Origin of the sequence: Synechococcus sp. PCC 7336 (assembly GCF_000332275.1) — a bacterium.
Lineage (GTDB): Bacteria > Cyanobacteriota > Cyanobacteriia > Thermostichales > PCC-7336 > PCC-7336.
Window position 1 is genome coordinate 681718 of the sequence record NZ_CM001776.1, and the last position, 16616, is coordinate 698333.

Here is a 16616-nt window from a genome sequence, read left to right on the forward strand (position 1 = left end):
TAAACATCTCAACTCAGAATGCATTATCTCAATATATGGCTCGCGTAAACCTCTTAGACACTCGAACGACCAGCTTTGGCGATCTCATTAGCAATGGGAAAATTTATCGAGTGCCGCCTTTTCAAAGAGATTATTCCTGGCAAGAGGAAAACTGGGAAGATCTTTGGCAAGACATTCTCTCATTGCATCGCGATCCTAGTATTAGCCACTACATGGGAGCCATCGTTTTACAGAGCTCGGGCACATCTGACAAAGAATTTACCGTCATCGACGGCCAACAGCGATTGGCCACCCTCAGCATCATTGCTATTGCTGTCATCGAAAAAATTCGGCTTCTCGTACAACAGGGTATTGAGGAAGATGCCAATCGAGATCGCCAAGAAATTCTCAAACGAACTTACTTAGGAGATAAAGACCCTCGCTCTTTACGTTACTCTAGCAAACTACTCTTGAATGAAAACAACAATGATTTTTATCAAAGCAACTTAATCAACCTTAGAGAACCATTGAATATTCGCTCTCTTTCAAAATCCAATCAACTACTTTGGAAGACATTTCAATATTCCACTCGTCAACTAGATGAGCTTACTGAGATCTTAAAAGAAGGAGTTCTATTGGCTGAATTTCTGACAGATACTATCGCACAAAGACTCTTATTTATACAAATCAATGTTGAGGATGAACTCAATGCATACACTGTATTTGAGACCTTGAATGCTCGCGGAATCGAGCTCAGTTCTACAGATCTATTAAAAAACTATCTCTTTTCTCTTTTTCGCGGGCCAGACGATCTACACGAAGCCCAAAGGCAATGGAGACGAATTGCCAATACGGTTCAGATGGAGAAGTTTCCAGAGTTTTTGAGATATTATCTCAGCCTCAAACATACCAGGGTAAGGCGAGGGCGTTTGTTTAAGATGGTTCGGCGATCGGTGACAGATGCACGTTCGGCATTTGAATTGCTCGACCAGCTTGAGAACTACAGCAGTCTCTTCATCGCTCTGGGGAACCCTAATGATGAATTCTGGATCGATAGGCCAGAAAGCAGGCAATATGTGCGCGAGCTGGCTCTTTTTCGCGTCAAGCAAGCATATCCAGCTCTATTCGCGGCATATCAAAAATTTTCCGCCGAAGATTACATCCGCCTTCTAAAACTTACTTCTATAATTTCGTTTCGATATAGTGTTGTCAGTGGATTAAATCCCAACGAATTAGAGTCTTTATATAATAGCGTCGCCATTAAGATCGCGTCTGAAGAAATTACTCGTCCCAGACAGGTTTTTGAGATTTTACGCCCAGCTTATGTAGCCGACGAGAAGTTCCAGCAAGACTTCAGCTTTCTTGCCATCTCTACAAAAGGCAAAAAGAAAAAACTGGTTAGATATATTCTCACCAAGCTGGAGGCAGATCGATCGAGCAGAGTTGATAATGAAGACAGCTTTTCAATTGAGCATATTCTACCCGAATCTCCTTCCAACGAATGGAGACTCAATTTTACCGATGATGAAATCGAGGATATGGTATATCGACTTGGCAATCTCACCCCCTTAGAGCCAAACTTTAATCGTAGAGTCGGGAATGACGCATATCAAGCCAAACAGGATGTATACGCCAAAAGTGCATATAACTTGACTCAAGAGATTGCGGCTGAAGAGTGGACGCCAGACAGTATTCTCAATCGTCAGCAAGATATGGCCAAAAGAGCGATCGAGATCTGGAGATCTGATTTTTTGTAGTCTTCAAAAATATCTTGTTTTCAATTCAAGTATTGAAAAGTTTTGAATTCGAGATGCTCAACATGTTATATCTGCCGATCAGCGAGACCAAGCAGACAAATCCCTTCCCAAAAAACAAGAAAGCTCTTGATTTGAACCAGAAAAAAGGTTCAGAAGATGTTGGCGAGTCTCTGGGAGCATGGGAAAGGGAATGAATCTCTGTTTTTCAATTAGATTTCCATAGAAGCTATTTTTTACAAACTCATAAATGCGATCTTTTACTTCTTTAGGAAAGAAATTGAGAATTTGCCTGTATCCAGGCATCGATCTTAAAGGTTGAAGAGCTTTAGACCGAGTTACACTTTCGTTTAGGATGGTTTTTGAATAGTGTTTTTCCACGGCCATGTCAAGCTGTTTCGGATATTTATCTATTCCCAGAAAATCATAAATAGCAACCAATTCTTCATCTATATTTCCAATAAAATCATCAGTCAAAGCAAAATGAAACGAGCTTCTAGAGAATACAGACAGATAACGATTGATTTGTTTGATATAATGACTGAAGTCCAGTATTTCTTTGTGCTCTTCAATGGCGTCTTCAAAAGTGATACCTTGTCCCGATTTAATTTTTCCCTGCAATTCGAGCGCTCTCATCTTGTGAAGGTAATGAGAATAAGCTCGGTCAACTGGATGCCGCATCAAATAAAGTAACTTGATATTGGGTATGGCTGAATACATTCTTTCTACGGTATTGGTTCGATCTAAGTTGCCGGAATATTCGGTTGATGCTTCTCCACAGACTTGTTCGGGCTTAGCCTCTTTAAAAAAGTTTGAGTACCAGTCTAATCCGCGTTCATACAGATAATCGCGAGAGAAGTAGCCAATTTCCTTTGGCGTAGAGATGAAAATCTGGGGATGTTTGCGCAAGCAAGAAACAAGAGTCGTAGTCGCAGACTTTGGAGCACCAATGATGATGAAATCTGGCAGGCGCATGGCAATTTCCTTAATTCTCAACGTTGATTGGTAAGTATAGGCTCTACCGGACTTAGTATGCTAGGCCAACTCCGATAGCGGCTCAAAGCCCTGTTGGCAGTTGGGTTGACGGCAAAACACTCTTCTTTAATGGACGAGATCTCATAGAAGCCTCGCTGGATAAGGGTTTTGGACTTTTCTGGGCGGCGGACAACATAACCGGAACGGTAGAGCTAAAATTTTTAACTCGATTGCTGGTTCTGGGAGTTTTAGAGGCATTGTCCCAATTTTTGAAGGCGGAAGTGATTTTGCCGGGTTGCTCGACTAACATTGCGATCGGTCAGACGGTACCCAATTGTGATTCAGCCTCGCTATTTGGAGCGGCTCTTGCACCTCGATGCCTTGCTGAGAAGCGCCAACAGACACACCACAAAGACACTAGCAGCAGAGCTCGAGGTCAGCGATCGCACCATTCGCAGCGATTTGGCCTTTCTACGCGATCGCTTTGGCGCACCGTTGGAATACTCGCGCAGTCGGGGGCATCACTACACAGAGACAAGTTGGCAACTGTCGTCAGTGCCCATCACAGATGGAGAGTTGTTTGCCCTAACATTGGGGGCTCGCATGTTGAAAGCTTATTCGGGGTCGGTCTACCAAAGGCAATTAGAATCGGCGATCGCGCGCTTGGCGACTCGACTTCCCGAGCAGGAATGGGTGGATTTACAGCAGATGGCAGACGAGCAGATTCTGTTTCGGTCGGGGGCTGAGATTGACCTCGATCCGGCGATTTGGCACGGCCTAGAAACAGCCTGCTTGCAATCTCGCTCTGTGTGGATGACGTACTACACAGCAGGCCGGAATGTCTATAACGAGCGCAAGGTGGACCCCTACTTACTGCATATCTATCGCGGTACGAATCCGTACTTGATTGGATATTGTCATCGGCGGAAGGAAATCCGCTGGTTCCGGGTGGATCGAATTCAGCAATTACAGGTGTTGGAGGAACTGTTTCAGCGCGATCCGACGTTTGATGCCCGCGACCATTTGGCGATGATCTTTCAGCACGAGGTGGGCGGTGTTGCGCAGGTGGTCAGGATTTGGTTCGATGCTGCGACTGCGCCGTTTATTCGGGAGCGGCGCTGGCATCCTTCGCAAGCGCTAGAAGAGCATTCGGATGGCTCGCTGACGTTGCAGATGGAGGTGGGGGGCATGAATGACTTGAAGCGTTGGGTGTTGGGGTATGGCAGGGGGGCGAGAGTCCTCCAACCGCCGGAGTTGGTGGAGATGGTGAGGGGGGAAGTCGAGCAAATGTGCAAACTCTATTGTCCGGTTGCAGATTGATGGGAGGTCAATGTGAATTTTCTCGAAATTCGATTTTCTTTAAGAGGCAAAACATTGCTTGCCGATCATGGCTATGCACTCTATTCTGCATTGAAAAAGACGGTGCTAGAAGGGAAGGACTTTCCTGCAGATGTGTTGCTGTATAGCGTGCCTGGAATACCCGATCGCCACGGCATGGTGTATCTCGATCGGCGCTCGAAGCTGCGCTTGAGATGTCCGGCAGAACAAGTTCAAGAGTGGTATCGCAAGCTCCAAAATTCTGTCTTAGATATTCAGGGTCATTTGATTCGGTTGGTACGTCCCCAGATTGCTCTGTTGGAGCCATCTCAGGTACTGAAAGCTCGTTTGGTCACCATTAAGTTAGAGGCGATCGACCATTCTGAAATGCCGTTTCATTTTTTGGAGTCATGTCAGAAAGCTCTGGCGCGGTTGGAAATTGAGGCCAGTGTGGCGATTGATAGCAATGGAGATGGAGACTTGGCTCGCCGTGCCTTGAAGGTGAAAGACAAACAGGTGGTGGGCTTTGGAGTGGTTGTCGAGAACTTAAAGGCAGAGGATTCGATCGCGCTTCAGCGTTGCGGGTTGGGGGGAAGGAAGCATTTTGGCTGTGGTTGGTTTTATCCCGTCAAGGAGGGAGTGTGAAAGCTCTGAATGGCCCTCACCCCCGGCCCCTCTCCCAAAATTGGGAGAGGGGAGGAAAAGAACAGCCTCAAATCTCGATCCTTTGCCAAGTTTTTCTTGAGGGAAGGGAAGGGAGTAGACAGTTGGTTGTTGAACTGGTTTGCCGTCTAGAAGGATGTAGGAATGTCAGCTAAATTGAAGCCCGATCGCTTGTTGGCAAAATCTGTGGAAGGCCGCTGGAGAGGATCGTATAGCTTGGCCGGTCATACGGCAGATGTGGTGCGAGCGGTGACGCTCTTGGTGGAAACACTGGGCGATCGCCTTGTCGAACAGTTCGATCTTGGCTGCGATCTCGACTATCTTCGAAAAACAGCGCGGCTGGCAGCATATTTGCACGACTGGGGGAAGACGAGCGACCATTTTCAGGGTGTAGTTCGGTATTGGATGCCTGATGCTAGTCCGAAACGGCACGCGCTCGATCGGCCGCAACTTTTGCGTCACGAAGCTCTATCTATCTTTCTGGCTTGGGAATTTCGAGACTGGCTCCAGCAAGCAGATGGTGACTTCACGACTGCTTTAGCGGCTGCAGGCGGACACCACCTAAAAATGGGGCGCACAGATGCTTTTGGCAATCATGAAGAGTTGGGCAAAATGCGTTCGTGCGGCGACGATCGTGTGACTTGCCACCTCAATCATCCTGATTTCAAGCGGGTGTTGCGATTTGGAATGAAACAGCTTGGTTGTCCCTCAAGCATCAAATTAAAAGTGCATCCGATTTCTGAATGGTCGGAAGATGTGGTGCCGCAGCGGAGATCGCAGATTGAAGAGTTCTTTCTCGAATGGGACTGCAATGCTGTCCTGACTGCTGTTGTCAAAGCTTTGCTGGTAGCGGGGGATTCCATTGGTTCGGCAATCGGAGACAGCAATCTCCAGCTCGATCGCTGGATTCGCGAGGACTCGATTACCCACACTCTGACACTGGAAGAGATCTCAGGAATCAGCAGTGCGCGCTTGGGAGACAACGAGCCGCGTGAGTTTCAAAAGAAGCTTGGTGCGATCGTAACTCGGGTGGGATTGGCTCGGGCAGGATGCGGTACGGGCAAAACTGTGGGCGCATACTTCTGGGCAAAGCAGCACGCGGTAGGACGCAAGCTGTTTTTCTGTTACCCAACCACAGGGACGAGTACGGAAGGCTTTATCGACTACGTACAGGATGAAGTGGCCTCAGTGTTGCTGCACTCGCGAGCCTCAGTGGATCTGGAGCTAGCGAAGCTGAATCTAGAACTGACGACCACAGGAGAGGAGCAGGAAGCTGGCGATGGCACGGAGAACGAAGCGAGCATCAAGCTGAATTCGTTTGAGGCTTGGGAAAAAAAGGTGACTGTTTGCACGGTGGATGCGGTGCTGGGGTTGATGCAATGTCATCGCCGCCCGATGTACTGTTTCCCGGCACTGGCGAATGCTGCGTTCGTTTTTGACGAGGTGCATTGCTATGATAAGTCCCTATTTGGAGCGCTGCTGCGGTTTCTGGAAACGGTGAAAGCACCCGTTTTGCTGATGTCTGCTTCATTTTTGCCACCGCAGTTGGACGCGATTAAACAGGCATTGGGCGAACCGCTCTCGATTGTGTCGGGGCCAGCAGAAGTAGAGGCAAAACCCCGATATCAGTTTCACGATGCGGAAAAGCCTAACTGGCAGAGAGTCGAAGCAGAACTGAAGTCGAACGGGAAAGTGCTGTGGGTTTGCAATCAGGTCAGTACGGCTGTGGCGGTGTATGAGGAGGCACAGCGGCGAGGCTTAAATGCAAAGCTCTATCACAGTCGCTATCGCTATGAAGATCGGGTCAGGCATCACCGGGAGGTAGTGGATGCATTTAAGCAGGAACAGAAGAAACCCGTGTTAGCGATCGCGACTCAAGTGGCAGAGATGTCGCTCGATTTATCGGCCACGCTGCTGATTTCTCAGATTGCTCCCCCTGCGGCTCTGATTCAGCGTTTGGGAAGGTTGAATCGACGGTATTGCGATCGCGCTCTGGATGCCTATTTCTATGCCGATCTTAAAAAGCACCCTTACAGTCCTGACGAGCGAACTCGCGGATTAGCTATGGTGCAGGAGTTTTCTGGGGATGTCAGTCAGGCAGATTTAGCACAATGGCTGGAACAAGAAGACTTCACGCTGAAGCCAGAGCGACATTCAGTACTGCTAGAGGGGGAATGGCGAACTTATCCTGGCCCGCTACGTCAGAGTGGCGCGACGATTACCTGTTTACTCGAACGCGATCGCCCTCTATTCGGCAAGCAAGGGCGCAGCCAACTCAGTCGCTACGCCGTGCCGCTGATTGCAAATCCCAAGCAGGTGGGCCAATGGCCGCGCCATCAAGGGTTTCCAGTCGCGCCCTCGGACGCATGGGACTACTGCACGGAAAAGGGGGCGATCCCTATCAAATCAGCAAAAGGAAGTAATATCTGATGACTGAAATGACGCTTTCACTATTCGATCCCAATACCTTGCTACCTCATCGGGCAGGCATTGCAGGGTTGGCGCTAGCGCTCGATTCGCTTTCGCCAGAGAAGGCGCCGTTGGAGTGGGAGGTGACAGAGGATGAGGTTCGGTTGGCATGGTCGGGGAGCGATCGCGAGGCGGTTGAATGGATCGTTAAGCGTACCTATGCGGTTGAAGATGGCTATCTGGATGTTCCCGCACTCAAGCTCGATCCACAGGCAAGATATACCTTTACGCAGGGTGTGATGTCTACTCTGCTGCAACACAACCAGCAGCGCAAGTTGGACAGCCTGCAGTCGTTGAGTTTTTCAGTCGATCCGGCGCAGCCAGAGCTGATCGTCAGCTATAAACCTCTCATCGACTGTTATTACACTCGCGATTTCAAAGATGCATTCACTAACAAAGGAACATTCAAGTCTGAAATCACGCTGAAGGGACATCACTTGCCAGGGTTGCTGGAATGCTTTGTTAACGGCGCGTACAAAGAGGCTCCACCGGGCTTCCTAGCGCTGCTATTTCTTCCCTTAGCCTGTGGGTATTACAAACTGCCTAACTTGCGATCGGCTTTGGTCATTCCAGAAGTGACCAACCTCAAACAGTCGATCAAGCGCCGTCAGAAGCAATCCGGTCGCACGTATGCGAATTTTTGCGCGAGTGGAGCAGGAGAGTCTGGACTGAGGTTTTTACTGCAAGGAAAAACAGTTGAGAATGCGGAAAAACTCAAGTTTCAGTACTGCGAGGTTTATCAACTAGGCGGACAAGCCTGGAACAAGAACCAAGCGTATCTGAAACAGGCCGTCCATCGCGTGCGCGTTACAGATGAAACGTTGAATCTCTACAAAACTGCACGACTACTCTTCCCCGCGAAAGTCAAAGTTAACAACAAAGGGGATACTTGGTTTGCCGTATCGACTGTCTTGCCCTGGATTGCAGACAACCTTATTACAGACAAGCCCTGGTATGTAGGTTTTTACGAGTTTCGCAAAGCAAATCAACTCTACGAACGAGAAGGATTAGTGAAAATGACTCAAAATCTCGGTAATGAAGAACGTGTTGTATTCGAGGCGGTACAGGGGGCATTTAGTGCCTTTCTGCGCGGACAGATTTTGCAAGCACAAAAGCAGGGGCGCAAACTGGATTACGGACAGGTCACAGATAAGGCAATCTATCGATTGCAGCGTCCGAGCACAAAACAAGAATTTGCGTCAGCTCTGGTGAACTTTATCAGCCAACACCGTAGCAGCGCAGCACGGGGCAAGGGAATACAGATCGCAAGCTGGATTCATAGCGATGAAAACTGGCGCAAAGCTCGGGATTTAGCCTTGTTGGCGATCGCCACCTATGAAAGCAAGGGCAAAGCAGACCCCGATATTTCCGACGCCGACCTCAATGATTAAACAGAAGCTGAAGGCTTTGAGATGGATGTGGCCTAACTCAACAGACTTTGTATCGGGGTAGTCATGATGAAAGAGACTTCCAATCGTATTCGCGGCACTACGCCAGAACTCGACCGTGCGGCCAAGCAGCTTAGGAAAAAGCTAACACCTGCGGAAGCCTGTTTATGGCAAGCATTGCGGAACCGACAGCTTCGTGGATTGCGCTTTCGGCGTCAGCATCCCATAGACAGGTTTATTGCGGACTTTTACTGTCCGGCATGCAAGCTCGCGATCGAAGTGGATGGTGCAGTTCACGACGATCGCACAGAGGTAGATGCAGCCAGAACGCAAGCTATGGAAGCCTATGGCTGTCGGGTAATTCGGTTCGCGAACCAACAGGTTTTGAACGATCTCGATGCAGTTCTGGATGCGATCTATCGCGCAGCAACATCGCGATCGCCCCCAGGGACTGGGGCTTAGGGGTACTGCTGTCAAGGTTGGCAGACCTTGCACTGGCCCTCATCCCCTAGCCCCTTCTCCCAATTTTGGGAGAAGGGGAACAAGCCAAGACAACTTCTATCTCCCCTCTCCCAAACTTGGGAGAGGGGCCGGGGGTGAGGGCCAGACCCATCACACCATCGCAATCTCGCCAGCACGTTCTAGGAGACTCTCATGTCAACCCATCTATTCGCCACCATCGTTACTCCCACTGCCGTTGCCGCCAACAATCGCGGAGAAGGCGATGGCAGCACTCTAGCCACACTACAAACCATCACGCGCGGCAACGACCAGTACACCACGGTCAGCGCCGAAGCGATCCGCTGGGCAATGCGGGAATATTTCCAGCATCACTACCCCGGCGAAATCAACCGTACCTTCGATCCCGATACCGACAAATATGAATTCAAAGACGAACGATGCAGCGCCGAGAAATTTATCGACGACGATCTGTTCGGATATATGGACGCCAAGAAGGACAAGAACAACAAAAATGCAACCGTGAAGCGGCGTGGCGCGCTAGAAGTCTGTCGTGCGATGAGTCTCGACCCCTATTGGGGCGATGTGGCCTTTGGCTCCAAGGGTGGCGCAAAGGATAATAAATCAATCCACAGTACCCAGATGCACTGTACGGCCTACCAGTACACGATCGCCCTAACGCCCGAACATTTGAAGCAGTCCGCACGCGCTGGAGCATTACTCGAAGCCCTAGTGGGCATCCGTCATGTAGGTGGCAATCACTCGCGATTTCTGTATGAATTTCGTCCCGAGTCAATCGTGTTGCGGGTCACGGACGACCCGAGCCCCTGGATTATGGGGTGTTTCAAGCGCATCGGTGAGGAAGTCGGCTGTACCGAGCTAGAGCGGGTCATTCAAGCTGGCGATGTTGATGCAGGAGAGGTTGTCGTGGGTGGAAAAGTCGCAAAAACCCCCTACGGTCAGAAGTTGCGCAATCTTAATGTCAAAGTCTTCGACGGGGTAAAAGCAGCCAAAGATGCAGCAAAGGCGCGGCTGACGAAAGTGGGGGTACTAGCTTAATGGAAGATTGGCTGTATCTCGACTGTCCCTGTACGAGTTTCCCCCGCAGTTTTGCGCGGGACTACAAAGAAACCTATCGCTATCCGCCTCCATCAACTGTTTATGGATGTCTTCTATCGCTGGTGGGTGAGGAAGATTTAACAGCACATTTGGGCGTGAAGGTGGCGATCGGCATCATTGGCGATGATGTCCCAATTTCGCGCATTGTTCGTAAACAGCGGCATCACAAATTCAGTAAAAAGCACCAAGGGGTTTACTCCAGCGCTCAATTCTCAAAGCCTAATTTTCAAGAATTGCTGACGGGGTTGCGACTGGTTCTGCGGCTGAACTCGACAGAGGAAACTGCTGATGTGACGCTAGCCGATCGCGTGGCGATCGCCCTCACAACCCCCGGTCGCATTTCGCGGTTTGGCGGTCTGAGCCTAGGCGAGTCCTGGGCAATGGTCAATGGCATACGAAGCTATCGCGAGTCCGATGGCTCGGTTCGATGGTTGGTCAAAGACCCGCGAGGGCTCATCGGCTTGCCCGTTTGGATCGATCGATCTACAACGCGAGGCACATTCCAGCGCTTCACGCTATCTGACACATTTGAAGATTGCTGTTGGGTTAGCATCCAGGAGCCATATCCTGCAGACGGGTTAGAGGCCAAGCTTGAAAAGCGCACTAGAGCTTAACTCCTAAGCGATATCTCTTTCAGCCCGAAAAGAGACACTTGACACAAATAGAGATTCCCGGCTGTGACTCCCCTCTCCCAAAATTGATGCTGCTGGCGAAATTCATATTCCGAAACATTGGCCATTTGTCTAGATGCCTGTGGCCCCCTTCCCCTAACCCCTACCCCAACTTTGGGGGCAGGGGAACAAGGCCCCGTAAGGATTTTCGGCTGTTTCTCCCCTCTCCCAAGTTTGGGAGAGGGGCCGGGGGTGAGGGCCATGCAGAGGACTTGCACCATGCCAATATTTCTAAATGTTAAATTGGCCAGCAGTATCAAAATTGGGAGAGGGGCTGGGGGTGAGGGCCATTCGGCGTCATCGAACTCATGTCGATCGGATCGGCAGCTTACACCCGATCGCGCAGAATGATTTGAGAATTACCGGGAATGTTAAAAACGGGACTTCTTTCGACTACTCAAACGCCAATAAGTATCAGGTTTTGAGGTAGTAATGCAAACTTTATCTCGAATATCTGCCGATCGGGAAACCATCCGAGTCTCGGCACTACACGCGCTGGCCTACTGCCAGCGACTGTTTTACCTCGAAGAAGTGGAGGAACTGTACACGCAAGATGCAGCGGTATTTGCCGGACGGCGGCTGCATGTAGAGCTGGAGAAACAAGAGGGGGAGGATTGGGAAGATTGGTTTCTCGAAAGCGAAGAGCTGGGCTTGCGCGGACGAGTGGATGCAATGCGCACTCGGGACGGTATGGTGATTCCCTACGAGCACAAGCGGGGGCGATGCTGCCGTGGAGAAAATAAACAACCCCAGGCTTGGGAGAGCGATCGCCTACAAATTCTTGCCTATGCCTATTTGATTGAGATGGCGAAGGGAATTGAGATTCGCGAAGGGCGGATTCGCTATCACGCCGACAATGTCATGGTACGGGTGCCGTTGGACGATCGCGGTCGGGCGGAGGTGAGAGAAGCGATCGCGCGGGCGCGGCTGTTGCGCAATTCTCCTGCTCGACCGCCGGTAACGGAGAACGAGCGCTTGTGTACGCGCTGTTCGTTGGCTCCAGTGTGTTTGCCAGAGGAGGCGCGGTTGGCCCACGAGCGCGAGTGGCAGCCAATCCGATTATTTCCTGCCGATGACCCGCGACAGATTATCCATGTTTTGGAACCAGGGACGCGGGTGGGGCGAAAAGGGGACGAACTGAAAATTCAGCGGCGAGACTGCCCGATGGAAACGTTACCGGTGCGGCAGGTGGCTCAGATAGTGTTACATAGTTTTTCGCAGATCTCGACTCAGGCGCTGCATTTTTGTGCGGCTAACGATGTCGGGGTGCATTGGGTGTCGGGAGGGGGCCGCTATATCGGCAGTTTCGACGATCGCCAGGGGAGTATTCAGCGGCGAATTCGGCAGTACGAGGCGCTAACGGATGGGGAGACCTGTTTGCGACTGGCCCGACAGTTGGCCCGGTGTCGGGGGAGGGGGCAACGCCAGTTTTTGATGCGAGCTAAGCGCAGGTTGAAGACTGTGCCAGATTCGTTGGTTGGGGCGATCGCTCAGATTAAGGTGCTGCTCAAGCGGATAGAGCGAGCAGATTCGATCGCTTCGCTGTTGGGATTAGAGGGAAATGTGGCGGCGCTGTATTTTGGGGCGCTGCCTGCGGTGCTGCCAGACGGAGTGCCAGAGGAGTTGCGGTTTGAGGGACGCAATCGCAGGCCACCTCGCGATCGCTTTAATGCCTTGCTGGGGTTTGGGTATGCCTTGCTGCTCAAGGATGTCATGAATGCGATTTTAGCGGTGGGATTAGAGCCTGCCTTGGGGTTTTATCACCAACCGCGATCGCAGGCGGCTCCACTGGGACTCGATTTGATGGAAATTTTTCGGGTGCCGTTGGTGGATATGCCGATTGTGGGATCGATTAATCGAGGGCAATGGGATGTAAAGGGTGATTTTGAGGTGAGGGGCGAGCAGGTTTGGCTGAGCGATGCGGGCTGTAAGAAGTTTATTGGGCTGTACGAGCGACGCAAGGCTGAGTCTTGGAAGCACCCGATGACGGGCTATTCGCTGACCTATCGGCGTTTGTTGGAGTTGGAGGTGCGGTTATTGGAGAAGGAGTGGATGGGGGAAGGTGGGTTGTTTGCGCAGTTAGTGGTGCGTTAGGGGGGAGATTATGGCGGAACCGAGACATTGGTATTTGGTCTGTTACGACATTCGCGATCCAAAGCGATGGCGCAAGGTGTTTAAGTTGTTGAAGGGGTATGGGGAGAGTTTACAGTTATCGATTTTTCGCTGTCGCTTGAATTTGCGAGAGCGGGAACGGTTGAGATGGGAGTTGGAGGAGATTATGGCAGCGGAGGATAGTTTGTTGGTGGTGGGGTTGTGCAATCGTTGTGTGGAGAGGATTCAGGTGTGTAATTGTCCTGAGGCTTGGCCTGTGGAGGAGCAGGGGTTCCAGATTTTTTGATGCATGGATCTGCGCGCGTTCGTTTTTTGGGGGGAGGAATTGCTCCGATCGTTTGACGGGCTAGGGGATTGAGGGGGCGAGCGGGGGTTGAGGTGCTTGTAAGGGCTAAAAACGTTGCTCTGTCTGAGGTTCAATTGCTGATGAACGGTTGTCTGTCAGCATTTTTTGATAGTTTTGCTAAACTATCTGAGGTGCTTGCCAAAGTCACTCAGAGGCTTTGTCTGGTCTGGGCTTTGGCGATCGCCGTGCCCCAACCATTGATGCCGTAAGGCGTTGAGCACACGATAAACACTGCACGGGCTTCTGCAGGCCAATCAGGTGCCCCAACCATTGATGCCGTAAGGCGTTGAGCACATCCAAAAAGTTGGCTAGTTTTTCAGCCAAACCCAGTGCCCCAACCATTGATGCCGTAAGGCGTTGAGCACTACTAGAGTATTACCCTAGCCAAAGTAAACTATCTAGTGCCCCAACCATTGATGCCGTAAGGCGTTGAGCACATCGACGACGATCGTGCTCAACTTGCCCTAATCGGTGCCCCAACCATTGATGCCGTAAGGCGTTGAGCACATAACCCCAAAACTCCCTCCTGCCAAGTTTTCCCACTGTGTGCCCCAACCATTGATGCCGTAAGGCGTTGAGCACGAATTCAGGCGATTTGACGGTGGAGTATCTATCCGGTGCCCCAACCATTGATGCCGTAAGGCGTTGAGCACTCTTCATCCAGTCGTCCTGGTAACTAGGCAGTACTTGTGCCCCAACCATTGATGCCGTAAGGCGTTGAGCACGCTATAGATCGATCGACCGACGCTAAGTGAAAATGTGCCCCAACCATTGATGCCGTAAGGCGTTGAGCACATGGAAGAAAATTTCAAGCAAAAAACATATAATGACGTGCCCCAACCATTGATGCCGTAAGGCGTTGAGCACACACTCTTTGGGGCCGAGAGTACAAGTACGCCAAGTGCCCCAACCATTGATGCCGTAAGGCGTTGAGCACATGGCTCCTGCAACTGCTGCCTTCAGTGTCTGCTTCGTGCCCCAACCATTGATGCCGTAAGGCGTTGAGCACCTGGGCAAGAATCAGAAGCAGAATCTACAGGGAATAGGTGCCCCAACCATTGATGCCGTAAGGCGTTGAGCACAGCACTTACGGGGAAGATGCCGGCTCCAGGCGAATGTGCCCCAACCATTGATGCCGTAAGGCGTTGAGCACTTCCCAACGGTATCGTGGATGTTGGTCTTAACCATATGTGCCCCAACCATTGATGCCGTAAGGCGTTGAGCACCCTTGCCGCTGTATCGGCAGGAGACAATCTTACAACGTGCCCCAACCATTGATGCCGTAAGGCGTTGAGCACCGTCCGGTCAGACCCAGGATCCGGGCGCTGTGCGTGGTGCCCCAACCATTGATGCCGTAAGGCGTTGAGCACGAAGATCCTACTGAGAGAGAGGGGTTTACTCTCTTAGTGCCCCAACCATTGATGCCGTAAGGCGTTGAGCACCTCAATGCAAATTTAGCTAATGGCTGTTGTAGACCTGTGCCCCAACCATTGATGCCGTAAGGCGTTGAGCACCATAATAATCCGCATACTGTACAACGTTTGGAACGTGTGCCCCAACCATTGATGCCGTAAGGCGTTGAGCACAAAATATAAATAATCCAGATACACACTTTTACGATAGTGCCCCAACCATTGATGCCGTAAGGCGTTGAGCACGAGCTCGGGGTTTTCGTCACGAGTCTAATCTAGGAGAGTGCCCCAACCATTGATGCCGTAAGGCGTTGAGCACTAAGCAAAGAGAGACAAACAAATGACCACCACCTTCGTGCCCCAACCATTGATGCCGTAAGGCGTTGAGCACACAATTCGGATCTTGCGTCGTTACCTAGTTGAGCGTGCCCCAACCATTGATGCCGTAAGGCGTTGAGCACGAGTACCCGGAACTCCGACAGACCGTCAAGCTTGGTGCCCCAACCATTGATGCCGTAAGGCGTTGAGCACAGGGAGCATACCCACTGGGATCTGCTTGTGGGCAATGTGCCCCAACCATTGATGCCGTAAGGCGTTGAGCACACAAGCCCTTTAGAGAGAACCACGAAGTCCTGCCAGTGCCCCAACCATTGATGCCGTAAGGCGTTGAGCACGTGTGTCGGTCAGACTGGGAGCATCTTTAGTCGGGTGCCCCAACCATTGATGCCGTAAGGCGTTGAGCACCGTCGACAGTGTCCTGAGTATTCGAGAAGAAAGTAGGTGCCCCAACCATTGATGCCGTAAGGCGTTGAGCACTTCTCAGCGTCATCGCAAATCGGGACTTCGGAGATCGTGCCCCAACCATTGATGCCGTAAGGCGTTGAGCACTCGCTGACAGCCAAGGTCGATTCTCTCGTTTCTTTACCGTGCCCCAACCATTGATGCCGTAAGGCGTTGAGCACTCCGGGTATCAATCCTTTAGTTACAGAAAGATTGACGTGCCCCAACCATTGATGCCGTAAGGCGTTGAGCACGCGGAATCAGCTTAAGGATAACAGGGCAGGAAGTTCGTGCCCCAACCATTGATGCCGTAAGGCGTTGAGCACTTAATATTTCTACTTGTTTAACTGACGATTTGAAAGAAGTGCCCCAACCATTGATGCCGTAAGGCGTTGAGCACTGTTCCGCACATCCAGAGATTTTTGCTGGTTGGAGTGTGCCCCAACCATTGATGCCGTAAGGCGTTGAGCACCCAGCTACCACAGCTACAAGATAATTGTGGTAGCGTGCCCCAACCATTGATGCCGTAAGGCGTTGAGCACGCGGCGATCTGCGACACAAATAGCACGCTCCCTTTTGGGTGCCCCAACCATTGATGCCGTAAGGCGTTGAGCACGCCGTCCCCGAGGACTACCACGCCTTGTTGCTCCCACGTGCCCCAACCATTGATGCCGTAAGGCGTTGAGCACGGGACTTGGATAAGCTGATCCTGACCATCGTCGACTGTGCCCCAACCATTGATGCCGTAAGGCGTTGAGCACTCGAACAGTTAAAGACACAGCTAGGGGTTAGTAAGTGCCCCAACCATTGATGCCGTAAGGCGTTGAGCACGGGTAGACAGTGTCTTCTTCTCTTTCACTGCCAATCGTGCCCCAACCATTGATGCCGTAAGGCGTTGAGCACCTAATTTTAAGGTTCGAGCCGCCAGCGTTATCGCGTGCCCCAACCATTGATGCCGTAAGGCGTTGAGCACGATGCTATCTGGCTTGTTTTCCATAGAAACTATTGTGCCCCAACCATTGATGCCGTAAGGCGTTGAGCACTCGAAAACAAAGGAAAAAAGTCATGACCGCTCTAGTGCCCCAACCATTGATGCCGTAAGGCGTTGAGCACGATCAATATTGAGTGCCCGTGGGCCGAGGAGCACGTGCCCCAACCATTGATGCCGTAAG

11 protein-coding genes and 1 CRISPR repeat array (1 of these 12 running past the window's edge) are annotated in these 16616 nt (G+C 51.1%); of the genes, 10 read left to right on the forward strand and 1 reads right to left on the reverse strand.

The genetic code is table 11. The features are described 5' to 3' along the window. Window positions 1-35: 35 nt before the first annotated feature. On the forward strand, window positions 36-1736 hold the full coding sequence (locus SYN7336_RS03345; protein WP_017324506.1) for a DUF262 domain-containing protein: 1701 nt from the start codon (window positions 36-38) through the stop codon (window positions 1734-1736). 78 nt (window positions 1737-1814) lie between these two features. Here the strand turns inward: SYN7336_RS03345 and SYN7336_RS03350 are convergent, their stop codons facing one another. Beyond that, window positions 1815-2708, reverse strand: a complete 894-nt coding sequence (locus tag SYN7336_RS03350) for a sulfotransferase domain-containing protein (protein ID WP_017324507.1) — start codon at window positions 2706-2708, stop codon at window positions 1815-1817. 336 nt (window positions 2709-3044) lie between these two features. Here SYN7336_RS03350 and SYN7336_RS03355 point away from each other — a divergent pair, with 336 nt between their 5' ends. From SYN7336_RS03355 to cas2, 9 genes are all read left to right on the forward strand, one after another. Further along, entirely contained in the window at window positions 3045-4028 is a 984-nt protein-coding gene (locus tag SYN7336_RS03355; RefSeq protein WP_017324508.1) for a YafY family protein, read from the forward strand. 12 nt (window positions 4029-4040) lie between these two features. Further along, entirely contained in the window at window positions 4041-4670 is a 630-nt protein-coding gene (gene cas6, locus SYN7336_RS03360) for a type I-MYXAN CRISPR-associated protein Cas6/Cmx6 (RefSeq protein WP_017324509.1), read from the forward strand. A 162-nt stretch (window positions 4671-4832) separates the two neighbouring features. Next, on the forward strand, window positions 4833-7118 hold the full coding sequence (locus tag SYN7336_RS03370) for a CRISPR-associated helicase/endonuclease Cas3 (protein WP_017324511.1): 2286 nt from the start codon (window positions 4833-4835) through the stop codon (window positions 7116-7118). Further along, window positions 7118-8548 (forward strand): type I-MYXAN CRISPR-associated Cas8a1/Cmx1, encoded by a 1431-nt coding sequence (cas8a1, locus tag SYN7336_RS03375; RefSeq protein WP_017324512.1) that lies wholly within the window; start codon window positions 7118-7120, stop codon window positions 8546-8548. The genes SYN7336_RS03370 and cas8a1 overlap by 1 nt, the downstream gene beginning before the upstream one ends. A 66-nt stretch (window positions 8549-8614) precedes the next feature. Beyond that, window positions 8615-9007, forward strand: a complete 393-nt coding sequence (locus SYN7336_RS03380; protein WP_071590732.1) for an endonuclease domain-containing protein — start codon at window positions 8615-8617, stop codon at window positions 9005-9007. 192 nt (window positions 9008-9199) lie between these two features. Beyond that, on the forward strand, window positions 9200-10063 hold the full coding sequence (cas7i, locus tag SYN7336_RS03385) for a type I-B CRISPR-associated protein Cas7/Cst2/DevR (protein WP_017324514.1): 864 nt from the start codon (window positions 9200-9202) through the stop codon (window positions 10061-10063). Beyond that, window positions 10063-10737, forward strand: a complete 675-nt coding sequence (cas5, locus tag SYN7336_RS03390) for a type I-MYXAN CRISPR-associated protein Cas5/Cmx5/DevS (protein ID WP_017324515.1) — start codon at window positions 10063-10065, stop codon at window positions 10735-10737. Before cas7i ends, cas5 begins: the two co-directional genes overlap by 1 nt. A 489-nt stretch (window positions 10738-11226) precedes the next feature. Then, window positions 11227-12888, forward strand: a complete 1662-nt coding sequence (locus SYN7336_RS03400) for a type I-MYXAN CRISPR-associated endonuclease Cas4/Cas1 (RefSeq protein WP_017324517.1) — start codon at window positions 11227-11229, stop codon at window positions 12886-12888. 10 nt (window positions 12889-12898) lie between these two features. Further along, window positions 12899-13192 carry a CRISPR-associated endonuclease Cas2 gene (gene cas2 / locus SYN7336_RS03405; protein WP_017324518.1) on the forward strand — a complete coding sequence of 98 codons (294 nt, stop codon included), beginning with the start codon at window positions 12899-12901 and terminating at the stop codon, window positions 13190-13192. 245 nt (window positions 13193-13437) lie between these two features. Further along, window positions 13438-16616: direct repeats of the CRISPR family, unit length 36 nt; unit sequence GTGCCCCAACCATTGATGCCGTAAGGCGTTGAGCAC; it runs 1938 nt beyond the window's last position.

Excerpts from the sequence above, each read along its gene's own strand:
- SYN7336_RS03380 (WP_071590732.1), top strand. The coding sequence starts at position 8,615 with ATGAAAGAGACTTCCAATCGTATTCGCGGCACTACGCCAGAACTCGAC.
- SYN7336_RS03370 (WP_017324511.1), top strand. The coding sequence starts at position 4,833 with ATGTCAGCTAAATTGAAGCCCGATCGCTTGTTGGCAAAATCTGTGGAA.
- SYN7336_RS03400 (WP_017324517.1), top strand. The coding sequence starts at position 11,227 with ATGCAAACTTTATCTCGAATATCTGCCGATCGGGAAACCATCCGAGTC.
- cas8a1 (WP_017324512.1), top strand. The coding sequence starts at position 7,118 with ATGACTGAAATGACGCTTTCACTATTCGATCCCAATACCTTGCTACCT.
- cas7i (WP_017324514.1), top strand. The coding sequence starts at position 9,200 with ATGTCAACCCATCTATTCGCCACCATCGTTACTCCCACTGCCGTTGCC.
- cas5 (WP_017324515.1), top strand. The coding sequence starts at position 10,063 with ATGGAAGATTGGCTGTATCTCGACTGTCCCTGTACGAGTTTCCCCCGC.
- SYN7336_RS03350 (WP_017324507.1), bottom strand. The coding sequence starts at position 2,708 with ATGCGCCTGCCAGATTTCATCATCATTGGTGCTCCAAAGTCTGCGACT.
- SYN7336_RS03345 (WP_017324506.1), top strand. The coding sequence starts at position 36 with ATGGCTCGCGTAAACCTCTTAGACACTCGAACGACCAGCTTTGGCGAT.
- cas2 (WP_017324518.1), top strand. The coding sequence starts at position 12,899 with ATGGCGGAACCGAGACATTGGTATTTGGTCTGTTACGACATTCGCGAT.